20 protein-coding genes and 1 pseudogene are annotated in these 22,272 nt (G+C 32.0%); 18 read left to right on the forward strand and 3 right to left on the reverse strand.

Annotated elements, in window-relative coordinates:
• Positions 1-9: 9 nt before the first annotated feature.
• The 6 genes from LW133_RS04805 to LW133_RS04830 all read left to right on the forward strand — a co-directional run bounded on the left by LW133_RS04805 (position 10) and on the right by LW133_RS04830 (position 7,326).
• Complete coding sequence (locus tag LW133_RS04805) at positions 10-1,164, forward strand: pyridoxal-phosphate-dependent aminotransferase family protein (RefSeq protein ID WP_233077099.1); 1,155 nt, start codon at positions 10-12, stop codon at positions 1,162-1,164.
• Entirely contained in the window at positions 1,161-2,759 is a 1,599-nt protein-coding gene (gene serA / locus LW133_RS04810) for a phosphoglycerate dehydrogenase (protein WP_233077100.1), read from the forward strand. Before LW133_RS04805 ends, serA begins: the two co-directional genes overlap by 4 nt.
• Positions 2,760-2,761: 2 nt before the next feature.
• Positions 2,762-3,397, forward strand: coding sequence for a phosphoserine phosphatase SerB (serB, locus tag LW133_RS04815; protein WP_233077101.1), 636 nt, complete (start codon positions 2,762-2,764; stop codon positions 3,395-3,397).
• Positions 3,398-3,844: 447 nt separating this feature from the next.
• Positions 3,845-4,609, forward strand: a complete 765-nt coding sequence (locus LW133_RS04820; protein ID WP_233077102.1) for a fumarate reductase cytochrome b subunit — start codon at positions 3,845-3,847, stop codon at positions 4,607-4,609.
• Positions 4,610-6,580: a fumarate reductase flavoprotein subunit gene (locus LW133_RS04825; RefSeq protein WP_233077103.1), complete on the forward strand. Its 1,971-nt coding sequence runs from the start codon at positions 4,610-4,612 to the stop codon at positions 6,578-6,580.
• Positions 6,580-7,326, forward strand: coding sequence for a fumarate reductase iron-sulfur subunit (locus LW133_RS04830; protein WP_233037889.1), 747 nt, complete (start codon positions 6,580-6,582; stop codon positions 7,324-7,326). Before LW133_RS04825 ends, LW133_RS04830 begins: the two co-directional genes overlap by 1 nt.
• Before the next feature lie 373 nt (positions 7,327-7,699).
• Here LW133_RS04830 and LW133_RS04835 read toward each other — a convergent pair whose 3' ends face one another.
• Together LW133_RS04835 and LW133_RS04840 are read right to left on the reverse strand one after the other, a co-directional pair.
• A complete protein-coding gene (locus tag LW133_RS04835) occupies positions 7,700-8,968 on the reverse strand; it encodes a D-serine ammonia-lyase (RefSeq protein ID WP_233077104.1) in 1,269 nt (422 codons plus the stop codon).
• Between the two features lie 6 nt (positions 8,969-8,974).
• Positions 8,975-10,267 (reverse strand): GntT/GntP/DsdX family permease, encoded by a 1,293-nt coding sequence (locus LW133_RS04840; protein WP_233077105.1) that lies wholly within the window; start codon positions 10,265-10,267, stop codon positions 8,975-8,977.
• Positions 10,268-10,464: 197 nt separating this feature from the next.
• Here LW133_RS04840 and LW133_RS04845 point away from each other — a divergent pair, with 197 nt between their 5' ends.
• The 5 genes from LW133_RS04845 to LW133_RS04865 all read left to right on the forward strand — a co-directional run bounded on the left by LW133_RS04845 (position 10,465) and on the right by LW133_RS04865 (position 15,022).
• Complete coding sequence (locus LW133_RS04845; protein ID WP_233077106.1) at positions 10,465-10,884, forward strand: DUF411 domain-containing protein; 420 nt, start codon at positions 10,465-10,467, stop codon at positions 10,882-10,884.
• 97 nt (positions 10,885-10,981) lie between these two features.
• On the forward strand, positions 10,982-12,037 hold the full coding sequence (locus tag LW133_RS04850; RefSeq protein WP_233077107.1) for a quinone-dependent dihydroorotate dehydrogenase: 1,056 nt from the start codon (positions 10,982-10,984) through the stop codon (positions 12,035-12,037).
• Entirely contained in the window at positions 12,034-13,341 is a 1,308-nt protein-coding gene (locus tag LW133_RS04855; protein WP_233077108.1) for a M16 family metallopeptidase, read from the forward strand. Before LW133_RS04850 ends, LW133_RS04855 begins: the two co-directional genes overlap by 4 nt.
• Positions 13,341-14,231: a 4-hydroxy-tetrahydrodipicolinate synthase gene (gene dapA, locus LW133_RS04860; protein ID WP_233077109.1), complete on the forward strand. Its 891-nt coding sequence runs from the start codon at positions 13,341-13,343 to the stop codon at positions 14,229-14,231. Before LW133_RS04855 ends, dapA begins: the two co-directional genes overlap by 1 nt.
• 20 nt (positions 14,232-14,251) lie before the next feature.
• Complete coding sequence (locus LW133_RS04865; protein ID WP_408610464.1) at positions 14,252-15,022, forward strand: enoyl-ACP reductase; 771 nt, start codon at positions 14,252-14,254, stop codon at positions 15,020-15,022.
• A gap of 93 nt (positions 15,023-15,115) precedes the next feature.
• Here LW133_RS04865 and LW133_RS04870 read toward each other — a convergent pair.
• Positions 15,116-15,701: pseudogene (locus tag LW133_RS04870) on the reverse strand (toprim domain-containing protein); the annotation flags it as partial.
• Between the two features lie 475 nt (positions 15,702-16,176).
• Between LW133_RS04870 and LW133_RS04875 the strand changes: the two are divergent.
• The 7 genes from LW133_RS04875 to LW133_RS04905 all read left to right on the forward strand — a co-directional run bounded on the left by LW133_RS04875 (position 16,177) and on the right by LW133_RS04905 (position 22,264).
• Positions 16,177-17,193, forward strand: coding sequence for a hypothetical protein (locus LW133_RS04875; protein WP_233077111.1), 1,017 nt, complete (start codon positions 16,177-16,179; stop codon positions 17,191-17,193).
• A 128-nt stretch (positions 17,194-17,321) separates the two neighbouring features.
• Positions 17,322-17,624, forward strand: coding sequence for a hypothetical protein (locus LW133_RS04880; protein WP_233077112.1), 303 nt, complete (start codon positions 17,322-17,324; stop codon positions 17,622-17,624).
• Positions 17,621-17,893 (forward strand): hypothetical protein, encoded by a 273-nt coding sequence (locus tag LW133_RS04885; RefSeq protein WP_233077113.1) that lies wholly within the window; start codon positions 17,621-17,623, stop codon positions 17,891-17,893. The genes LW133_RS04880 and LW133_RS04885 overlap by 4 nt, the downstream gene beginning before the upstream one ends.
• Complete coding sequence (gene mshL, locus LW133_RS04890; protein ID WP_233077114.1) at positions 17,890-19,359, forward strand: pilus (MSHA type) biogenesis protein MshL; 1,470 nt, start codon at positions 17,890-17,892, stop codon at positions 19,357-19,359. Before LW133_RS04885 ends, mshL begins: the two co-directional genes overlap by 4 nt.
• A complete protein-coding gene (locus LW133_RS04895) occupies positions 19,340-19,777 on the forward strand; it encodes a hypothetical protein (RefSeq protein ID WP_233077115.1) in 438 nt (145 codons plus the stop codon). The genes mshL and LW133_RS04895 overlap by 20 nt, the downstream gene beginning before the upstream one ends.
• Positions 19,774-21,087 (forward strand): GspE/PulE family protein, encoded by a 1,314-nt coding sequence (locus LW133_RS04900; RefSeq protein ID WP_233077119.1) that lies wholly within the window; start codon positions 19,774-19,776, stop codon positions 21,085-21,087. Before LW133_RS04895 ends, LW133_RS04900 begins: the two co-directional genes overlap by 4 nt.
• A complete protein-coding gene (locus LW133_RS04905; protein WP_233077128.1) occupies positions 21,080-22,264 on the forward strand; it encodes a type II secretion system F family protein in 1,185 nt (394 codons plus the stop codon). The genes LW133_RS04900 and LW133_RS04905 overlap by 8 nt, the downstream gene beginning before the upstream one ends.
• The last annotated feature ends 8 nt before the right edge of the window (positions 22,265-22,272 follow it).

Consider the following 22,272-nt stretch of genomic DNA (forward strand, 5'->3'; position numbering starts at 1 on the left):
GGAGCCCCAATGAAAGAAAAAACTTTTTTAATGATCCCAGGTCCCACGCCAGTTCCCCAAAGTGTCTTGCAAGAAATTTCTAAGCATCCTATCGGACATAGAAGCCCAGAGTTTTCTCAAATTATGCAAGAAGTTTTCGAAGATTTGAAATATGTTTTTCAAACCAAAAATGATGTTTTTATCTATGCTGCAAGTGGTACAGGTGCAATGTGTGCAGCCCTTGAAAATATTATCAACCCAAATGATAAAATCCTTTGTCTTGTGATTGGAAACTTTGGAGAACGATGGGTTAAGATTGCAAAATCTAGAGGAGCCATTGTAGAAATTTTACAGGTAAATCATGGGGAGGTTATCACACAAGAAATGCTAGAGCTTGCATTAAAAAATCATCCTGATACAAAAGCAGTCACCCTCACTCATAGCGAAACCTCTACAGGCGCTGCCAATGATATCAAAACTCTTTGTTCCATCATACAAAAAACCAATGCTATTAGCATAGTAGATGGAATTACAAGCCTTTGTGCTATGCCTTGCAAAATGGATGAATGGGGAATTGATGTGCTTGTATCAGGCTCACAAAAAGGTTTTATGCTTCCCCCAGGACTTGCCTTTTTAGCAGCAAGTAAAAAAGCTATGCATTTAAGAGAATCTTGCTTATATCCAAGTTTTTATTTTGATTGGAAAAACCACAAAGCCTCTCTTGATAAAAATACCACACCCTTTACCCCTGCAGTAAATCTTATTTTTGGATTACATAAAGCCCTCCAACTTATCAAAGAAGAAGGTATTGAGAATATTAATACTAGACACCAAAAATACGCTCTTGCTCTGCGTAAAGCACTTCGTGCAATAAATCTTGATCTTTTTATTAAAGATGATTGCAACGCAAGCTATGCAATTACCTCTATCTATCCTCCAAAAAATATTCCAGTCCCTATGATTAGAAAAACACTTAAAGAAGATTTTGATATTTTAGTAGCAAATGGACAGGGGGTCTTGGAGGATAAAATCTTTCGTATTGGAACATTAGGCTTTATTTGCCAAAGAGATCTTATCGCCGCAATTTCTGCACTTGAAGCCACGCTTTATAAATTAGGTCATAATTTTTCACTAGGAAATGGTGTTAACACAATCATCAAAGAGCTAAACAAGGAGAACAAATGAAAATTCTAGTTACAGATTCTATTAATACTTGTGTAAAAGATATATTAGCAGAAGTAGGGGAAGTAGATTTTTTACCATCTATGAATGAAGATGAATTAATGAAAATTATTGAAAATTATGATGCACTGATGGTAAGAAGCCAAACCAAAGTTACAAAAAATATTATTGAAAAAAGCAAACTAAAAATTATAGGGCGCGCTGGAGTTGGTGTCGATAATATCGACCTTGAAGCAGCCACACAAAAAGGTATCATTGTAACAAATTCTCCTGATGGAAATACCATTGCAGCTGCTGAACATACTTTAGCACTTATTTTTGCACTTACAAGAAATATTGTCCCTGCAAACAATTCTATTATTCTTGATAAAAAATGGGATCGATCAAGCTTTGTTGGTAGAGAGCTTTATGGAAAAACACTAGGAATTGTAGGCTTTGGAAGAATTGGTAAACATGTAGGAAAAGTTGCCACTACACTAGGAATGTCACTTTGTGTATTTGACCCCTATAGTACCAAAGAAATTGTAGAAAGCCATCAAGGGCGGTTTTATGAAGATCTAGAAAGTTTTTTAAAAGTTTGTGATTATTTTACATTCCATGTACCAAAAACCAAAGAAACCACTCATATGATCAATAAAGATACATTAAAAATCATGAAAAAAGGTGCTTTTATCATCAATGCAAGTCGAGGGGGAATTATTGATGAAGTGGCACTAAAAGAAGCTATTATGTCTGATCATATCGGCGGGGCAGCATTAGATGTGTATGAAAATGAGCCTGATGTTGCAAATTTTCCTTTATGTGATTGCAAAAATGTCGTACTCACTCCACATTTAGGTGCTAGCACACAAGAAGCACAAACTAATGTAGCAATCGATGTAGCTGAACAAATCAAATCTGTCTTAAACGGGGGATATGCAGAATCTGCAATCAATATCCCTTCTTTGAAAATTGAAAAACTAGAACCTGTAAAAAACTACATGCTTCTTGCACAAAATGCTGGAAATTTTATCGCACAAATTATGACTGAAAAAATCAATACTATCACCATTATCGCACAAGGTCTACTTGCGCAAAAAAATCTAGAACCCCTTGAAATCGCGATTTTAAAGGGTATTTTAGACCATAAAATTGAAAATGTAAACTTTGTCAATGCGCCATTATTTGCCAAACAATATGGAATTAATTGTACTACATTACAATCTAGTGCTCCATGCAACTTTCCAAACCTCCTTAGTATCCAAGTAAGAGGAGCTACACAAGAACATAGTATTAGCGTAGGTATTATTGCAGGAATTCCAAAAATTTTAAAAATTAATCAATATGATACAAGTTTCAATCTCCAAAAACACACGCTCCTTATTCCTCATAAAAATCAACCCTCAATGATTGCAAAGATTGCACAAATCCTAGGAGATGAACATCAAATTAATATCAATCACATGAGTGTAATACAAGGAGAAAATGGAATATCTTTAATGATGCTTGATATAGAAGAATCCCTAAATTATGAAATTCTCAACAACATTGCACAAATTGATGGAATAAAAGACCCAAAATATATTTGTTTAAATTCTTTACCAAAAATAAAGGAATAAAGATGGAGAAAAAAATACCAAAACTAGCAGTTTTTGATTTTGATTCAACATTAATGGATGGTGAAACTTTGGGATTTCTTGCCAAAGAACTATCCCTGGAAGAAAAAATGCACAATATTACAAAAAAAGCCATGGAGGGTGAAATGGATTTTTTTGAAAGTCTAATTGAGCGTGTAATGCTACTGAAGGGACTAGATTATCAACTAGCCAAAAAAATATGTCAGAACCTCCCACTAATTAAGGGAGCAGAAGAAATCATCTCCGTCCTCAAAGATAAAGGATATTATTGTGTATGTTTTTCTGGAGGATTTGATATTGCCACAGAGGTGCTAAAGGAAAAAATCCATATCCATGCTACTTTTGCAAATACTCTTCATCATAAAAATGGAATCTTAACAGGATTTGTTGGTGGCTCTATGATGTTTAATGATAGTAAAGGAATCTTATTAAAAAAATTACAAGAAATTTTTAACATTACGGAAGAAAATACACTTGTAGTAGGAGATGGAGCTAATGATATAAGTATGTTTCAATACGCCAAAACACGTATTGCTTTTTGCGCCAAACCTATTTTAAAAGAATATGCAAATATCATTATTGATCAAAAAGATCTCAGTTTGATTAAAAATTATATTTAATTATTTTACAAGCATTTTTTTAATTTACTATCTTTAGTCATAGCCTCCTATCAAAAGTAAATTCCGCTTATGGTTTTACTTTTTCATGTCCTATAGTACTTAGAGCAAAACTAATTGTTTTTTTAGTATTTTTCAAGATAATATTCACCATAACTCTACAACACATCCCTATCGTCTGTATTTTTTATATAAATTTGATTTTATCAATCTTTTTAGATTATCAATAATATAAATATAACAGTTTTATAAAACCTCAATCTAAAAAATAAATTTTTATCGGGAAAATTTAAATCTAAGTAAATATTTTTTTTACTATTTTTCATTTTGTATAGGATTTGTTAGTTTTAAATTGTATGATTACAAATAGCATCAAAGATTATAATTTGTTGTCATCTGTTTTTTAAAAAAAACTTATAATTAAATAAAAACTGCAAAAGGAGATAGTGTATGCAAGACAATAATATTATAGAGGGTTATCTTGGCATAACTCCAGAGAGAAAACGTAGTAAACTACCTGCAAAACTTGATTTTTTGCAAAGTGCTACGGGGCTTTTTTTGGGTATTTTTATGATTATTCACATGTTTTTTGTTTCAAGTATTTTGCTTGGCGAAGAAGTGATGTATAAGGTTGCAAAGTTTTTTGAAGGCAGCATGTTTCTTTCAGAAAATCAACCCTTTTTGGTAAGTATCGTAGCTGCTATTGTAATCATTGCATTTGTAGCACATGCATTTTTAGCATTGAGAAAGTTTCCTATTAACTATAGACAATTTAAAATCCTAAAAACGCATAAACACTTAATGAAACATAGTGATACTAGCCTTTGGTTTATACAAGCGGGGACAGGGTTTGTATTATTTTTTCTTGCTAGTGTGCATTTATTCATTATGCTTACACAGCCAGATACTATAGGGCCAAATAGTTCTGCTTATCGCTTTGTGCACCAACATTTTTGGATTCTTTATATTGTATTACTATTTGCTGTAGAACTGCATGGGTCTATCGGACTTTATCGTCTTTGTATAAAATGGGGATGGTTTGAAAAAATAGGATTAAAAAACCTCAGGATGATTAAATGGGCAATGAGTACATTTTTTATCGTCTTGGGCCTTTTTACATTTGCAGCTTATGTGAAAATTGGCTTACAACAAGAAAAAGCAGCTATTGAATTTTATAAAGCTATTGATACTCTAAAATATGGAAAAGGATTCTAAATGAAAATTACTTATTGTGATGCATTAATCATTGGAGGTGGTTTGGCAGGATTAAGAGCCTCTGTATCAGCAAGAAAAAAAGGATTAAACACTATAGTTTTAAGCCTGGTTCCCGTGCGAAGAAGTCACTCTGCAGCAGCACAAGGCGGGATGCAAGCAAGTCTTGGGAATGGGAAAATGAGCGAAGGCGATAATGAAGATTTGCACTTTATGGATACAGTAAAAGGAAGTGATTGGGGCTGTGATCAAAAAGTAGCGCGCATGTTTGTTACTACTGCTCCAAAAGCCATTAGAGAGTTGGCAAGCTTTGGTGTGCCTTGGACAAGAATCAAAGCTGGTGATAGAAATGCCGTAATTAATGGTGAACATGTTACCATCACAGAAGAAAAAGAAAAAGAAGGTTATATCCAAAGTAGGGATTTTGGTGGAACAAAAAAATGGAGAACTTGTTTTACTGCTGATGCTACAGGTCACACAATGCTTTATGCAGTAGCTAATGAAGCATATAAACATGGAGTGGATATTCAAGATAGAAAAGAAGTTATTGCAATTATTCACGAAAATAATCGCTGTTATGGTGCGGTAGTAAGAGATCTTATTAGTGGCGAAGTTTCTGCTTATGTATCTAAAGGAACACTACTTGCAACTGGAGGATATGGGAGAATTTATGCAAATACAACAAATGCAGTAATTTGCGAAGGTATCGGTATTGCTGTTGCGATGGAAACAGGAATTGCAAAGCTTGGCAACATGGAAGCGGTGCAATTTCACCCCACTTGTCTTGTACCAAGTGGAATCTTAATGACTGAAGGTTGTCGTGGTGATGGTGGTGTACTTAGAGATAAAGATGGTTATCGCTTTATGCCAGATTATGAACCAGAAAAAAAAGAATTAGCAAGTCGCGATGTTGTAAGCCGCAGAATCTTAGAGCATATAAAAAGTGGCAAGGGAGTAGATTCTCCTTATGGAAAACATGTTTGGCTTGATATTGCAATTTTAGGACGCGAACATATAGAAAGAAACTTACGCGATGTACAAGATATCGCAATCACTTTTGCTGGACTTGATCCTGCAGAAAAATGGGTGCCCATTCGCCCAATGCAACACTACTCTATGGGTGGAGTGCGCACAAACTATAAAGGTGAAACACATCTAAAAGGACTATTTTGTGCAGGCGAGGCAAGTTGCTGGGATCTACATGGATTTAATCGACTTGGCGGAAATTCTGTGAGCGAAGCAGCAGTTGCAGGAATGATCATTGGAGATTATTTTGCTCAACATTGCGAAGGTGCAAATCTTGATATAAACACACAAACCATCGAGCATTTTATTACGAAACAAGAACAATATCTTCAATCCCTAATCAATAATAATGGAACAGAAGATGTTTATAAAATTAAAAGTAGAATGAAAGAAATCATGGACGATAAAGTAGGGGTTTTTAGAGATGGTGAAGGACTACAAGAAGCACTCACAGAACTCGAAGAACTTTATAAAAAAACCAAAAATATTCAAGTAAAAAATAAAAAACTTCATAGCAATCCTGAACTAGAAGATGCTTATCGTGTTCCAAAAATGCTAAAACTAGCACTATGCGTTGCCAAAGGAGCACTAAATCGTACAGAATCTAGAGGTGCACATACACGCATTGACTATCCTAAGCGCGATGATGCAAACTGGTTAAAAAGAACACTTGCTTCATGGAGCGATCCTAATCAGACATTACCAACACTAGAATACGAAGAACTTGATGTAATGAGCATGGAAATTACACCTGATTGGAGAGGTTATGGTGCGAAAGGAAACTTTATTCCTCATCCTGACAAAGAAAAGCGTGATGCAGAAATCGCAGAAATCACGAAGCGAAACGAAGAAAATGGCGGGGATCGCTATACCTTACAAGAAGCATTAATGCCATTTGATCTACACCCAGAATATAAAGTAAAAAATCAAAGATTAGGAGATAAATAATGAGCGCCCCACAAAACGAAGGAAGAATAATTACAATAAGAGTTTTAAAATTTGATCCACAGAGTGCAATTTCTAAACCTCATTTTAAAGAATATAAATTGCAAGAAGCACATTCTATGACAATTTTTATTGCACTTAATATGATTAGAGAAAAATTTGATCCGGATCTTAGCTTTGATTTTGTCTGTCGTGCAGGAATCTGTGGAAGTTGCGGAATGATGATCAATGGTCGTCCGCGTCTTGCTTGCAAAACTCTAACACAAGATTTTGCAGAAGGAGTAATTACTCTTATGCCACTACCTGCATTTAAACTTATCAAGGATTTGAGTGTAAATACCGGGGAATGGTTTGCAGGAATGACAAAAAAAGTAGAAAGCTGGATTCATAGCAACACCCCTGTGGATATTAGCAAAGTAGAAGAAAAAGTTGATCCCGATGTAGCCCAAGAGGTTTTTGAGCTTGATAGATGCATAGAATGTGGATGCTGTATTGCCAGCTGTGCTACAAAACTTATGCGTGAGGACTTTATTGGTGCAGCAGGAATGAATCGTATTGTAAGATTTATGATTGATCCGCACGATAAAAGAAGTGATGAAGATTTTTATGAGCTAGTAGGCAATGATGATGGTGTATTTGGTTGTATGAGTTTAATTGCTTGTCATGATACTTGCCCAAAAGAGTTACCATTACAAAGCAAGATTGCTTACTTAAGAAGAAAAATGATACAAGTAGGGATGAAAAAATAATCTTATCTACCATCTTAAATGATGGTAGAATTATATATCATTACTTTTATTTTTCTAGTAATTTATATTCTTGATTAAACAAATGATTATTACTAATTGCTATTTATAATAAACCCACATCTACCAAATAATTCAAAATAAAACTTATAGTATTTTAAAAAAGCTTCTAGTCTTCTTAGCAATTTTAAATTTCAGGATCTTTAAAAAAACAAATCAAAATTTGTGACAGCCCAACCAAAGCTGCCAGCCTTTTCTATTTATTTTTCATAAAATCTATCATATACTCAATAATAAATATACCAATTAGTAAAAGCGTATATAAACTAAAATTTTATATTATCAAATTTATTGCCCCTCCTTTTCTGTCATTTTATTAAAGATATTTTTCACCCTCTTTTAAAAACTTTTCCATTTCTACTGGTGGCACCATGCTGCCACCAGTAGCCCATATCAAATGCAAAGCATTAGGATGGATATTGCCAAGCTCTTTACTAAAAACAAGACCCTTAACACCAGCCAATGCACTTGGTTCTAAAAATATATCTTGTGTCTTAGCCATCAATGTAAGATATTTATACATATTAGAATCGCTAACACTAAAACAACCATCAATAATATGTTCTAATACTCTTCCAACAAGTTTAGATGCCCTCCCCACTGCCAAACCATCTGCTGCTGTTTTATTATCCAACCCTATATCATTGACACTTATAGCATCATGTCGTCTTGTCAAAAGCCCCAACATCATACAAGGGCTATGTGTAGGTTCTGCGAAAAAACATTTAACATGTTCACCAAATACACTTTTCAAACCATATGCTACACCACCAGGTCCACCACCCACACCACAAGGCAAATAAACATAAAGTGGTCTTTTTTCACCAATTTGAATATCAAAGCTTTCTAATTGTCCTTTTAATCTCCTTGCAGCTACACTATAACCCAAAAAAAGGTTTTTTGAGTTTTCATCATCGATAAAATAACAAAAAGGATCATTTTCAGAACTCTTTCTTCCTTCTTCTACTGCTCTACCATAATCACTTTCATAAGTAATCACATTGCAACCATGCTCTCTTAACATTTGCTTCTTCCACTCTTTTGCATCATTGCTCATATGCACCTCTACTCTATAACCAAGTTTTGCACTCATAATACCAATGGAAAGCCCAAGATTTCCTGTGGATCCTACAGCAATTTTATATTGACTTAAAAAATCCTTATGATCGACAATTAAGCTATAATCAGAATCTAAACTCAATAAATTATTTTGCAAAAGCAAATCTTCTGTATACTTTAATACCTCGTAGATTCCTCCTCTTGCTTTAATAGATCCAGAAATAGGCAAATGAGAATCGAGTTTAATATAAACATCTCCACTAATTTTTACATCTTCTTTTTTTTCCAAAACCGACTTAAAATTATTTATACACTCCAAAGGACTTTCAATAATTCCATTACTTTTTTGCGTGATAGGAAAAATCTTTTTAAGCAAAGGAGCAAAACGATTAAGTCTTGCTCGCGCATCCTCAATATCTGAATATCTAATACCATTTGACTCCAATTCTGTTTTTAAATCTGTTGTCAAATCATTATTTAACCAAAAACACTCTTCCATTCTTTTTAATTGTTCTAATACCATCATTTTCTCCTAAATAAATTTTGATAAAACAAAGCTTAAACCCAAACCTACAACACTAGCAATTGTTGTTGCACCAGTAAAATATTTAAACATATCTTTCATGTCCAATCTTAATGTTTCTTTTACCAACCAAAATAAACTATCTGTCACAATTGTTAAACCAATAGCCCCACTTCCTATAGCTAAACATAAAACCTCTTTACTAACACCTGTGTCAAGAGTTCCGATAATTCCAGCTGCACTAATCATTGCCACTGTTGCACTCCCCACACTTACATGTAAAATAATAGCAATAAGCCATGCTAAAAATATAGGATTAAGCTCAGAGGTTTTTAAAACTTGTTTTAATGCCTCACCAATATCACTTGCAATTAACACTTCATTAAAAGCACCTCCAGCACCAATAATTAATAAAACCCCTGCAATTTCTCGAAAAGAATCTCCACTTTTTATTAATAAATCGCCCATATTAAAACCTTGTAATACACCCAAAAGATAACAACTTGCCATCACTCCAATAAGTAGAGCAACTATGGGATTACTAATAAAACCAACAAAGGTATTATTAAAAAATACCTTACTAAACATCAAAAATAAAGGCAAAAGTACACAAAAATATGTTGCAAATACACTGGGAAGTTTTTTTGAATCTTCAAAAGTATGGCCAAAACTCTCAACCTCAGATTCCCTAAAAGAAAAAGTGCACAAATAAAAGATGCCTCCAAAAAATGCTGCAATTAATCCAATGAAAATACTCCACATAATAACCTGTGCCATATCCGCATCAAGTTTTTGAACCACACTTGTTGCTGCAGGGTGTGGTGGTACCAAACAATGCACACACATCAAGGAAGTTGCCAATGCAATGCCTATTTTAATATATGAAATTTTCATTTCTCTAGCAACAACAAAAATTAAAGGGGCTAATAAAACAAAACCTACTTCAACAAAAACAGCGATCCCAGCAAAAAAACCTACAAACATCATTGCAATATCTGCTCTTTTTGGCCCCAGTAGTTTTAATAAAGAATTTGCAATAACCAATGCCCCTCCGCTAATTTCCAAAATCTTTCCCAAAATCGCACCACACCCTATAATAATAGCCAAAAACCCCAAAGTACCACCAACACCCTTTTCTAAAATATTTCCAATTTTGTCCAAAGGAATACCTGCTAGCATCCCTACAAAAATACTAGCTAAAGACAAGGCCAAAAATGCGTGTAATTTAAGCCTTGTAATTGCAAAAATAATAAATAAGATGCCAAGGACTAAAATACCAATCAACATCATATTATTACTCATAGTTATCTCCTCAACACTTATTCGCAAAAATCAATCCAATATTCCCAAAAAATTAGTAAATGTATTTTTTTATTTTAATAAAATACATTTTTTAAAATAAATATTTACTTTTTTACACATTTTTTACTTTTTAAAATAAAAAAATGATTCATTGTTTTTGTTATAATTCATACTGGTCTTGAAATTAGAGGTGTTAAATGAAAAAGTTTTTTTTATATTTGGCTCTATCTTTTATACTCTTTGCACAAACTATTACAATCTATGAAAGCCCCACTTGTGAATGCTGCACAAAATGGAGTTCTTATCTTAAAAAGAATGGCTTTAAAACAAGAGATGTTAAGATAGCTAATTTTTATGATTATAAAAACAAATATAATATTCCAGAAAATATGCAAAGTTGTCATACAGGCTATGTGGAAGGATACTTTTTAGAAGGACATATCCCTGCTGAAGATATTCAAAAACTTCTTCAACAAAAACCAAATGATATTATTGGTCTTTCTGTGCCTAATATGCCAATTGGAAGCCCAGGAATGGAGCAAGGGGATTATAAAGAGAACTATAACACTTATGCAATTAAAAAAGATGGCAGTATTATAATATGGAGTAGACATTAATCTATAATTTTAAAGTTATGGCAAAGATTACATATATTTACCAAATAGATTAAGATTAAAGCTTTTTAAGTAAAATTAAAAAAATAAAAGGGGTAAAATGTTAAAGTATCAGAGATTCCGAGATTTTTTATTTAAGTTTGATGCAGAAAATATCCATAATCTTGCAGAAAATTTTTTGGCACATTTTGCAAATAAACCCATTATTCAAGATGTTTTACTAAAAAAATTTTACTATCAAGATTCTATGCTTTATTACAGAGTATGCGGAATCCCTTTTAACAACCCCATTGGACTTGCAGCTGGATTTGACAAAAATGCTAGAATGCTAGAAGGCTTAGCTACATTAGGATTTGGATTTTTAGAACTTGGAACAATCACAAAACTCCCACAATCAGGGAATCCAAAACCTAGACTTTTTAGACATATCGAGGAAAAAAGCATACAAAATGCAATGGGATTTAATAATGATGGTGCAGATGCAATTAAGGAGCGTTTAAAAAAATCCTATCCTTTTTGCTTGCCCATTGGTATCAATTTTGGAAAAAATAAACAAACTAAACAAGAAGATGCATTAAGCGATTATGAGAAACTTTTACAAGAATTTTTAACACTTGGAGATTATTATGTCTTCAATCTTTCATCACCAAATACACTAAATTTGCGCGATTTACAAAACGAAAGCTTTGTTGGAGAGCTTTTTAGTATGGCAAGAACATATACAAACAAACCTTTATTTTTAAAAATAGCACCAGATATTTCTACAGATTCAATGTTGCAAGTATGCAAAAAAGCTATTGATACGGGGGCTAGTGGAATTATTGCAACAAATACCACTCTTGATTATAGTGTGGTCAAAAACCCTAAAGATATTGGCGGAATTAGTGGTGCAGCATTACGACAAAAAAGCTCTGAGGTTTTTAAAATTTTAGCGCAAAACTTCTTCAAAGAAACTACCCTTATTGCCGTAGGCGGGATTAGTAGTGCAATGGATGCTTATGAAAGAATCCTCCATGGTGCAAGTTTGGTACAAGTATATACAGGTTTTATTTTTGAAGGTCCTAGTATTTGCAAAAATATCAATCAAGAATTAACCACACTGCTAAAAGCAGATGGTTTTAGTAATATCAAAGAAGCAATAGGTGCAAATTTATGAAAAAAATTTTATTTTTATTAGGAGTGATTGTAAGTATGAGTATTGCAAGCAATTTGCCAAAATATGAAAGCAGAAAACTAGAAAATGGTCTTGAAGTTGTTGTTATTCCTTTGCAAAATCAGAGCAACGTGATACAAACTAGTATATTTTACAAAGTTGGATCAAGAAATGAGTTTATGGGAAAAAGTGGAATTGCTCATATGTTAGAGCATCTAAACTTTAAATCTACACAAAATCTAAAGGCTGGTGAATTTGATGAGATTGTAAAAAAATTTGGTGGGGTTGATAATGCTTCCACGGGCTTTGATTATACACATTATTATATCAAATCAAGCACACAAAACCTTGATAAATCCCTAGAGCTTTTTGCTGAAGTAATGCAGAATCTTTTGCTAAAAGAAGAAGAATTTCTACCTGAACGCGATGTAGTAGCTGAGGAAAGACGCTGGCGAACAGACAATTCTCCTATAGGAACGCTTTATTTTAGATTTTTCAACACAGCATTTATATATCACCCCTACCACTGGACTCCCATTGGCTTTATGGATGATATTTTAAATTGGAAAATTGATGATATTAAGGCTTTCCACAAAACATACTATCAGCCACAAAATGCTATTGTACTAGTTGCAGGAGATGTAGATGCTAATAAAGTTTTTGAAAAAGTAGAAAAATATTTTTCCACGATCAAAAACAAAACAACATTACCGCATTTTTTTAGCAAAGAACCCAAACAAGATGGTGAAAGAAGCGCAATAATCCATAAAGATACACAAGTAGAGTGGTTAGCTTTTGGATTTAAAATTCCAAACTTTAAACATAAAGATCAAATTGCATTAAATGCGCTATCTGGGCTTCTTAGCAACGGAAAAAGTAGTCTCCTTTATCGCGAACTTGTAGATAAAAAACGCCTTGTCAATCAAATCTATGGATATAATATGGATCTTATTGATGAGGGAATCTTTATGTTTATTGCCGCGGCAAATCAAGGAGTAAGTGCAGAAAATATTAGAAAAGAAATCTTAAAAATTATAGAAGAAATTAAGCAGGGGAATGTCTCCAATGAAGAATTAGAAAAACTAAAAATTAATGCAAAGGCAGAATTTTTATACAATCTTGAAAGTGCTTCTGGTGTAGCAGATTTATTTGGAAGTTATTTTGCTAGAGGAAGTATACAACCCCTCTTAGAGTATGAAGAAAATTTTGATAAACTAACCAAAGAAGATATTTGTGCAGTAGCAAAAAAATATCTCATTTTAAATCAATCTACAAGCGTAATTCTCAAGCCACAAAAGGAGAAATGATGGGTTCTGGATTTAATGGTGCGATGAGTGCTTTAATTACCCCATTTAAAAACAACAAAATTGATGAAGAAACTTATATTCAAAACATCAAAAGACAAATTAAGTATGGCATGCAAGCATGCGTCCCTGTAGGAACCACGGGAGAATCCGCCACTCTTAGCCATAATGAACATAAAAAATGCATAGAAATTGCAGTTGAAACTTGCAAAAATACAGGAGTAAAAGTCTTAGCAGGTGCTGGTAGCAATGCAACCTCTGAAGCTATTGAACTAGCAGTTTTTGCACAAAAATGTGGAGCAGATGCAATTTTATGTGTTAGCCCTTATTATAATAAACCCACACAAGAAGGGATTTACCAACACTATAAAGCAGTGGCAAATAGCGTAGAAATACCACTAATGCTTTATAATGTACCTGGTAGAACAGGTGTTGAGATAGAATCTCACACTGCAATTAGGCTTTTTCAAGATGTAACAAATATTTTTGCTATCAAAGAAGCAAATGGTTCAATGAATACAATCATTGAACTCAATACTTATGCAAACGATTTGGCAATTTTTAGTGGGGAAGATTCTATAAATTATCCCATTTTAGCAAATGGGGGCAAAGGTGTAATTTCTGTAACAGGAAATTTATTGCCTGATAAAATTGCAAACCTTACTAACTATGCACTTTCTGGAAAATTATCAGAATCTAAAGCAATAAATAATGAACTTTATGATATAAATAGAGTTTTATTTTGCGAAAGCAATCCGATACCTATAAAAGCGGCAATGTATTTATCAGGTTTAATAAATACGCTAGAATATAGACTGCCACTTCTAGCTCCTACAAAAGAACATATGGAGCTGATTGAAAAAACTTTACAAAAATATGAGGTGCTAAGATAATGAATAAAACAAAAGAATATATGCAAGGAAAAACTTTAGTCATTAGTGGAGCAACAAGAGGGATTGGTAAGGCAATTTTATATAGATTTGCAGAATATGGTGTAAATATTGCCTTTACTTACAACAAAAATGAGGAAGAGGCAAGAAAAATTGCTGAGGATGTGAGTAAAAAATACAACATTAAAGCAAAATATTATCCCTTAAATGTGTTGGAACCTGAACAATATATAGATCTCTTCAAACAAATTGATGAGGATTTCAATCGGGTAGATTTTTTTATCTCTAATGCAATTATCTATGGTCGTAGTGTTGTGGGTGGATTTGCTCCTTTTATGCGTTTAAAACCTAAAGGATTAAATAATATCTATACTGCTACTGTTTTAGCTTTTGTTGTAGGAGCACAAGAAGCAGCAAAAAGAATGAAAGAAGTAGGTGGTGGAGCAATTATTTCTTTAAGTTCTACAGGAAATCTTGTTTATATGCCTAATTACGCAGGACATGGAAACTCTAAAAATGCAGTAGAAACAATGGTAAAATACGCAGCAGCAGAACTTGGTGAATTTAATATCCGCGTAAATGCTGTAAGTGGTGGACCAATTGATACAGATGCACTTCGTGCTTTTCCAGACTATGATGAAGTAAAAGCAAAAGTAGAAGAGCAGTCTCCATTAAAAAGAATGGGAAATCCGGAAGATCTTGCAGGGGCGGCATTTTTCTTATGTGACAAAACACAAAGTGGATGGCTCACAGGTCAAACAATTGTCATTGATGGTGGAACAACCTTTCAATAATTCCACATACTTCAACCCTATCTAGCAAAAGTCTTACCAAGTCTTTTGCTTGTTTTTTAATAAAAACTCTTGTTTATTTTTTAAAAAACCAATAGCCTCTAAACAATAACTAACTTTTTGTTCTTTAGGTAGAGATTTAAATTCTAAAATCTCTCTTTCTCTATCCACAATAATTGAAAGAGCAGGTGTTTGCACTCTTCCTGCACTCATTCCTTTAATTTTAAGCTGGTTGGATAAATAAGGAGAAAGGCTAAATCCGATTAATAAATCACCCACTCTTCTACCTAAAAAAGAATCATAGTAAGAAAAAGAAGTATTTGCAAAGAGTTTGGCTTCTTTTAAACCTTTTTTAATTCCATTTAAAGTAATTTCATGAAATTCTGCTCGATACACTTCTTTTGCAACATTTTTAATTTTATCAAAAAACATTTTTCCAATTGCATAACCCTCACGATCAGGATCTGTGGCAATATAAACAACTTTATTTTTGCATCGCTCAATATAATAAAAAATACTCTTTTTCTTTTTTTTCATCATAGACAAATTTAGCTTTAAAGTTTTCATCAAAACTCACTAAATTCATAAAATGTCCAATTATGGCAAAAGTTTCATAACCACTATATTTTTTTACTTTTTCTACCTTATTGGGAGATTCAATAATAATAATTGCTTCACTCATTTTTTCTCCTTTTATTATTTTTTGCTAGTATTCCATCAAGTAACTCTGTTGGTTGAGTTAGATGGGATACCTGTAAAAGCCTTAAAGATTCTTGGAATCGTGGACGAGCTACCCGAGGTTTGGGAGTTACTCACCATCTACTTTTTCCTCTTATTCTTTCTTGATTAAGTTTTTGTTGTATAAGTCTTAATTCATCATTGCTTTTGTTTTTAAGAATAACATCTCCTTGAAAACCACAATTATTATATTAATAAATCATACTACTACCCAAAACTCGCACCTTGTAAAAATAAAGTCACAAAAACTTATAAATATTGCATAACATAAAATTATTATATAAAAAATAAAAATTTATTTAAAATTTAAATAAAAATTAAAAAATATGTAAAATATTAAAAAAATATTTATAAAAAATAATTTTTATTATATAATTAAGTAAATTTTGAAAATAATTATCAAATAAGGAAATGTTTCTATGCCTTCTTTTTTTTCAAAAAAACAAAAATTACCACAAATCATTTCCTATACAAACTGCACAGTTATTCTTCTAGAATCCAATCAGCTGGAATTTCACCAAAAAACAAGAGATTTTATCCTTGCTACTTGCATGCAAAAAAATCTACTCGATATTCAAAAAAATTACAGCCTAGTGTGGTATGAAACCCCAAGAGATCAATTACTAGTCGCTGCAGTTCCACAAGATTCTATTTCTCATGCAAGTATTCCTGAATTTTTTCTTCCTCTTGCATTAGATCAAAAATATACCAATAATACACTTTTTTGTTTCAAAAATTTTTTAGTAGCCCTTTACCAACAAAAAATCATCTTATTGCAAAAAAATGAAAACCCTTCTGATCTACTTCTTGCTATAGAAACTATAAAAAACTTTACAAAAGAATCGGTGCAAACCATCTATACTGATCAAAAATATGAAAGCATTCCTATAAATCAAGAATCCCTCTCTACACTCCTTGGAACAAATTATTACCAAGATGCTTGTTTGCAATGCCTAAAGCTTTATCCTTCACTCTTTTTACCAGCAAAACCAAGATTCTACCAACAAAGTCTATTTTATCTATTTTGTTTTTTTGCTATCTTATTTATCATGCTTAATTTTAGTGTTGCAATACTACAATACTCTATCGATAAACTACAAAAAACTATTGCTTCTCTTGGGCAAAACACCTATCCCTCTCATCACAATGCAAAAGATCCTGCTACCTATTTTTCTAAATACAATTTTATCCACCACCTTAATAAAGAAGCCGCACACTCTCTAGTGCATTTTGAAAGTTTTACCCTACTCACACAAGAAAAAGATTTTTTTATGCTACTAAATTCTTGTCATGCCAACAAAGATTATATTAAAACTTGGAATAAAAATTTAGAAACTTATCTTTTACTTTTTTACCCAAATATAAAAAATATCACTACGCAAGATTACCAAACCTCGCCCTATCACTGCACAGAAACAAGCTGGCAAAATCAATGAATATTTTTCACATTTTTTATAATTATTGGGATACCAAAAATTTATGGGAAAAGTATTTCTGGAGTATTTTTTTGTGTTTTGCACTATGTGCATACTTTTATTTCAAGCATTTTCAACCCCTATTTAATATGTATGCTAATTTAAAAAATGAATATGCCTACCATATCGGTAGACACCATAAGATTCAAACACAACCCATAAACACTATCTTGCAATCTATTAAACAAAATGCTACAAATCTTAATATTATATCTTTGCAAAAAAAGCATTCATTTTTTTACATCAAAGGCGAAGGTAATTTGCAAGACTTCATGTCTTGGATTTACACAATTGAAAATAATGCACAAAATTTTATCTGGGATATCTCAATCCACCCACTACATAAAAAAATTGCTTTTTATATCGCTATAGAAATTAAGGATTTTATATGAAACTATGCCTTATTTTCTGTATTTTTCTTACACTACTTTCTTCGCAACAAAGAGATTTGAAAAAACTCGAAAATCTTACAAATAATATTTTTTTCAAAACAGAGCCTCTTTATCTTGAAATGATTTTTAATAAAAAAGCTAAAATCAACCAAAAATGGTATGCAAAAGGAGAGGTGGTTGAAAGTTTTTTTATCAAAGAAATTTCTATGCACTCAGTTTTATTACAAGATCTGCAAGGAAATTTTTTGTATTTGGGATTTAAAAAATGAGAATCTTTTTGCTTTTTTATCTCTTTTGTACTCTAAATTTTGCACACATTTGCTCAGAAAAAACTTTTGATATTTCTCTGAGTAATCAAAATAGTTTTAAAGATATTTTAGAAATGCTTGCACAAGAGTGTATGTTAAGCATTATTTTTCAAGATAAATACGCAAGAAGTATTTTAGAAGAAAAAAATATTATTTTAAATTTCTATCACTCCAAACTTGATGAGATTTTACAAACTGGTTTTGAAGCCCTGGATTTATACTACATCTTCAAAGACAATACCATCAAAATCTCAAGTCTACAAACAAAAACATTTTATATCCACTATATCGCCACCTCACGCATTGCATCCAGCAATACAAATATTGTTTTTTCACAAGATAAAGATAGTAATTTTTATAATAACCATTTTTTGCAACAAAATATCAATCCCAATATCGATACACAACAAAATCTCTTTAATCTTGCTAACCAACAAGAAGAATCTTCAAACCGCAGTGGAAGTAAAATTTATTCTATTGATGCTTTTGATTTTTGGGGTGAATTAGAACAAGAACTCTGGCATATTGTTTTTAGAGAAAATGATAAACATATTCCATTAAAAGATCATCACCCGATCACCATTAACAAAGGCTCGGGTTTCATCACAATTACCGCTTCACCCTCTCAAATTAAAAGAGCAAAAAAATATCTTCAAGCACTTAATAAAAAAATCAGCCTACAAGTATTAATTGATGTAAATATCCTGAACATAAGCCACAAAGATATTCAAACCACAGGTATCGATTGGAGTACATTTTATAGTCTTGGAATCAATAAAGAAAATAATCCACTAACAACCATTCAAGGCTCTAATTTACAATACGGTATAAATATTTTTCCACAAGACCTAAGCATTGGAAAAATTATAGAATTCTTATATCAATATGGCAATGTCAAAACTATTAGCAATCCAAAAATTCTTACTCTAAACAACCAACCTGCCATTATTTCTGTAGGTAATATTATCCGCTACACACAAAATTACATCTACCAAACAAGCAATAGTTCCACCACCCTACAAAACACAAGGCAACAATATCCCAGTATTTTTTCTGGAATCCTTTTAGATATTACGCCATCTATTGAAGATGATTATATTATCTTGAAAATCAATCCCTCTATTACCGCTACAAAAGATATAAAAATTGAAAATGAGGCAGATGCTCTACTCTCTCCCCCTAATCTATCTACTAATCAAATTTCTTCAATCGTGCGACTTAAAAACAATCAAAAAGTTATCTTAGGTGGTCTAATCTCCAAAGTCCATTCCAAAGAAAAGAAAAGGATTCCTCTTTTAGGATACATTCCTTTGATAAAATATCTTTTTTCTTATTCAAAAGAAGCTAAACAAGTACAAGAAATGGTCATAGTAATTACCCCAAAAATTATTCAATTTAAGGAACAAGATGAAAACACCTCTCTTTAAAAAATCTTTGTTGCAGACTTTTTTGCCCCCCTTACTATTTTTATGTATTTTTACCATTATTATTTTTTTACTTTTTTATTTTTTTAAATCACCAAACCACCACACATCTCTCCCCTCTTTGCAAAAAATCGAAAAAACATACCCATATAACCTCAATAATGGTGAGCTTCCGATACCAAAAGGATTTTTTGATTCCAAAATTAGTGGCACGTTAAATTATAATCATGCTATAAAAATTGCACAAGAAAAATACAATCAAGGAAATTATCAAGATTCTTTAATTTGGACATATCGTGCTGAAAAAATTTCACCCAAAAAACAAGATACTTGGATTTTGTATGCCAAAAATATCTATAAAATGGGCTATAAAAAACAAGCTATCGCTATACTCCAATACTATAAACAAAATCTACAATGAATCTCTTCCCTCATCCTGATAATCTCAAGATTCTAGGCAAGCATTTTTGTCTAGAATATCAAGCTCTACTTTTTAGTGATGAACAACAAAACCCTTATATCGCTCTCACAAAAAAAGAAAATTATGTGATCGTGCAAGAGATATTAAAACATCATTTTCAATCTATTCCAAAACTTCACCTTATTACACAAAAAACTTTTTATCGCTATGCAAAATTTTTAAATTTTCAAGAAATGCAACAAAAAATACAGCACAATATTCAAGAGCTTTTTCACTTTATCCTACAACAAGCAATAATTTTTGAAGCAAGTGATATTCATCTAGAAAGTTTTATGGATAAAGGCTATCTTAGATTTAGAATCCATGGAGATTTAGAAATTGTTAGCTACTTTAGCAACGAAATTTTTAAAACACTTTGTTCAAAAATCAAACTAGAATCCAAACTTGATATCACCAACACACAACAATCTAAAGATAGTAGATATAGTGCCACTTTTCATCAAATTACTTATGATTTTAGAATTGCCTACATTCCTCTTTATCAAGGAGAATTACTTACCATAAGAATCTTTTACAAAAATAAAGATAACCTAAGCCTACAAGATTTACATATTACACCCAAACATCTTAATCTTATTTATCATGCCCTAAAAAATCCCTATGGTATCTTTCTTGTTACAGGACCTACAGGCAGTGGAAAAACTACAACTCTTTATGCAATATTGGAATATCTTAAAAAAGAAAATAAAAAAATTATCACTCTTGAAGATCCTCCGGAATACAAAATGCACTTTGCTTCACAAGTCAAAATTTCTAGTGAAAATGGCTTTGATTTCCAAGATGCACTAAAAGCAATTCTTCGGCATGATCCAGATATTATTATGGTAGGTGAAATCCGTGATAAAACTACACTAAATCTCGCATTTAGAGCAGCATTAACAGGACATTTAGTCCTAGCAACACTCCATAGTAATGACTGCGTTAGCACTCTACAAAGAATCCGTAATATGGGGTTGGATAAACAAGAAATTCTTAGCTCACTACTCTTGATAATTTCCCAACGCCTTTATAAAAAACCTTGTCCTTATTGCAAAAATCTCCCACAAAAAGGTTGCCAAAAATGCAGCATGCAAGGGATTTTGGGTAGAGAAATTGCCACTGAAGTTTTATTGCTTGACAAAAATATAAAAAAAGCCATTCGAAATGAAACCCTGGAAGATTATCTTGAAAATATAGATTTTGAAGATTTACAGGCAAATCTTAATTATAAGATCCGGCAAGGTGAAATCATAGAGTTGGATTATGAATAAATACAAAATTATTGGAATTAAAAATGGTAAAAAGAAAATCAAAACCCTTAGAGCCAAAACACCAGAAGAAGCAAAGAATAAAGCATTAAGTTTGCAAATTACCCCTATTGAAATTTACCCACACAAACAATGGCATTTTTTTTCTTCCATAAAAAAGGAAACATTAATTTTATGCTTTGAGCAAATGATTTTATTATTACATTCTTTTTTACCCCTTGATGAAATTATTATGCATTGTGCAAATACTCAAAACACCAAACTAAATTTAATTCTTATGTGCGTATTTCAAAACCTCAAAGAAGGAAAAGACCTAAAAACAAGCTTTTTGGTATTTGGCAAAACCCTAAAACCTCTACATTATATGCTTATAGAATCTGGCGAAAAAACTGGAAGACTTGTGGAACATTTCACACTTATTAAACAAGATTTACAAGAACAAAATCGCTACAAAAAGCGTATGCAAAAAGCTCTTTTTTATCCTATGATTGTATTTTTCAGTATTATCATGGCATTTTTTCTTGCAATCTCTTTGATCATTCCAGAATTTCAAGGATTTTTTGACAACAATCAAGCCAAACTCCCCTGGATCACAATGAGTCTAATTGCTCTAGATTCTTTTATAAAAAACTTTTTTCCTCTCATCATTTTGTGTATTATTTTATGTATTGGAATTTTTATTATTTTTTATAGAAAACAAAAATGTAAAATCTTTGTACATAAACTATTTTTAAAAATCCCACTAATTAAAAATATTATTTTATATTATCGCCTTGATGTTTTCTTTCAAACCTTGTATTTTTTTCAAATCACAGGCAATGATATCAAACATAGTCTCTATACAAATTTAGAACTCTTAGATAATCAATTTTTAAAACAAGATTTCTTAAAAATCTATTTTTTTATCAATGAGGGCAATACCCTCAAGCACTCATTTTCTCAAAGTCACTTTTTAGATTCTATTACTTTAGCACTTTTATCTAGTGGAGAAGAAAGCGGAAAAATTGATAAAGTATTTTTACATATTGCAGAACGCTATAGAATGCTACATCAAAATATTCTGGAAAATTTACTACTATATCTGGAGCCACTAGCCACTTTTTTTAGTGCAATAATGGTGCTTTATCTCACTATTGGAATCTTTCTGCCTATTTGGAATTTACAAGACATTGCACTCTAACTCAGATA

The sequence above is a fragment of the Helicobacter anatolicus genome (genome assembly GCF_021300615.1).
GTDB lineage: Bacteria > Campylobacterota > Campylobacteria > Campylobacterales > Helicobacteraceae > Helicobacter_H > Helicobacter_H anatolicus.

What these genes read in the sequence shown, in the direction of transcription:
- LW133_RS04805 (WP_233077099.1), top strand. Translation starts at nt 10, where the DNA reads ATGAAAGAAAAAACTTTTTTAATGATCCCAGGTCCCACGCCAGTTCCC.
- serA (WP_233077100.1), top strand. Translation starts at nt 1,161, where the DNA reads ATGAAAATTCTAGTTACAGATTCTATTAATACTTGTGTAAAAGATATA.
- serB (WP_233077101.1), top strand. Translation starts at nt 2,762, where the DNA reads ATGGAGAAAAAAATACCAAAACTAGCAGTTTTTGATTTTGATTCAACA.
- LW133_RS04820 (WP_233077102.1), top strand. Translation starts at nt 3,845, where the DNA reads ATGCAAGACAATAATATTATAGAGGGTTATCTTGGCATAACTCCAGAG.
- LW133_RS04825 (WP_233077103.1), top strand. Translation starts at nt 4,610, where the DNA reads ATGAAAATTACTTATTGTGATGCATTAATCATTGGAGGTGGTTTGGCA.
- LW133_RS04830 (WP_233037889.1), top strand. Translation starts at nt 6,580, where the DNA reads ATGAGCGCCCCACAAAACGAAGGAAGAATAATTACAATAAGAGTTTTA.
- LW133_RS04835 (WP_233077104.1), bottom strand. Translation starts at nt 8,968, where the DNA reads ATGATGGTATTAGAACAATTAAAAAGAATGGAAGAGTGTTTTTGGTTA.
- LW133_RS04840 (WP_233077105.1), bottom strand. Translation starts at nt 10,267, where the DNA reads ATGAGTAATAATATGATGTTGATTGGTATTTTAGTCCTTGGCATCTTA.
- LW133_RS04845 (WP_233077106.1), top strand. Translation starts at nt 10,465, where the DNA reads ATGAAAAAGTTTTTTTTATATTTGGCTCTATCTTTTATACTCTTTGCA.
- LW133_RS04850 (WP_233077107.1), top strand. Translation starts at nt 10,982, where the DNA reads ATGTTAAAGTATCAGAGATTCCGAGATTTTTTATTTAAGTTTGATGCA.
- LW133_RS04855 (WP_233077108.1), top strand. Translation starts at nt 12,034, where the DNA reads ATGAAAAAAATTTTATTTTTATTAGGAGTGATTGTAAGTATGAGTATT.
- dapA (WP_233077109.1), top strand. Translation starts at nt 13,341, where the DNA reads ATGGGTTCTGGATTTAATGGTGCGATGAGTGCTTTAATTACCCCATTT.
- LW133_RS04865 (WP_408610464.1), top strand. Translation starts at nt 14,252, where the DNA reads ATGCAAGGAAAAACTTTAGTCATTAGTGGAGCAACAAGAGGGATTGGT.
- LW133_RS04875 (WP_233077111.1), top strand. Translation starts at nt 16,177, where the DNA reads ATGCCTTCTTTTTTTTCAAAAAAACAAAAATTACCACAAATCATTTCC.
- LW133_RS04880 (WP_233077112.1), top strand. Translation starts at nt 17,322, where the DNA reads ATGTATGCTAATTTAAAAAATGAATATGCCTACCATATCGGTAGACAC.
- LW133_RS04885 (WP_233077113.1), top strand. Translation starts at nt 17,621, where the DNA reads ATGAAACTATGCCTTATTTTCTGTATTTTTCTTACACTACTTTCTTCG.
- mshL (WP_233077114.1), top strand. Translation starts at nt 17,890, where the DNA reads ATGAGAATCTTTTTGCTTTTTTATCTCTTTTGTACTCTAAATTTTGCA.
- LW133_RS04895 (WP_233077115.1), top strand. Translation starts at nt 19,340, where the DNA reads ATGAAAACACCTCTCTTTAAAAAATCTTTGTTGCAGACTTTTTTGCCC.
- LW133_RS04900 (WP_233077119.1), top strand. Translation starts at nt 19,774, where the DNA reads ATGAATCTCTTCCCTCATCCTGATAATCTCAAGATTCTAGGCAAGCAT.
- LW133_RS04905 (WP_233077128.1), top strand. Translation starts at nt 21,080, where the DNA reads ATGAATAAATACAAAATTATTGGAATTAAAAATGGTAAAAAGAAAATC.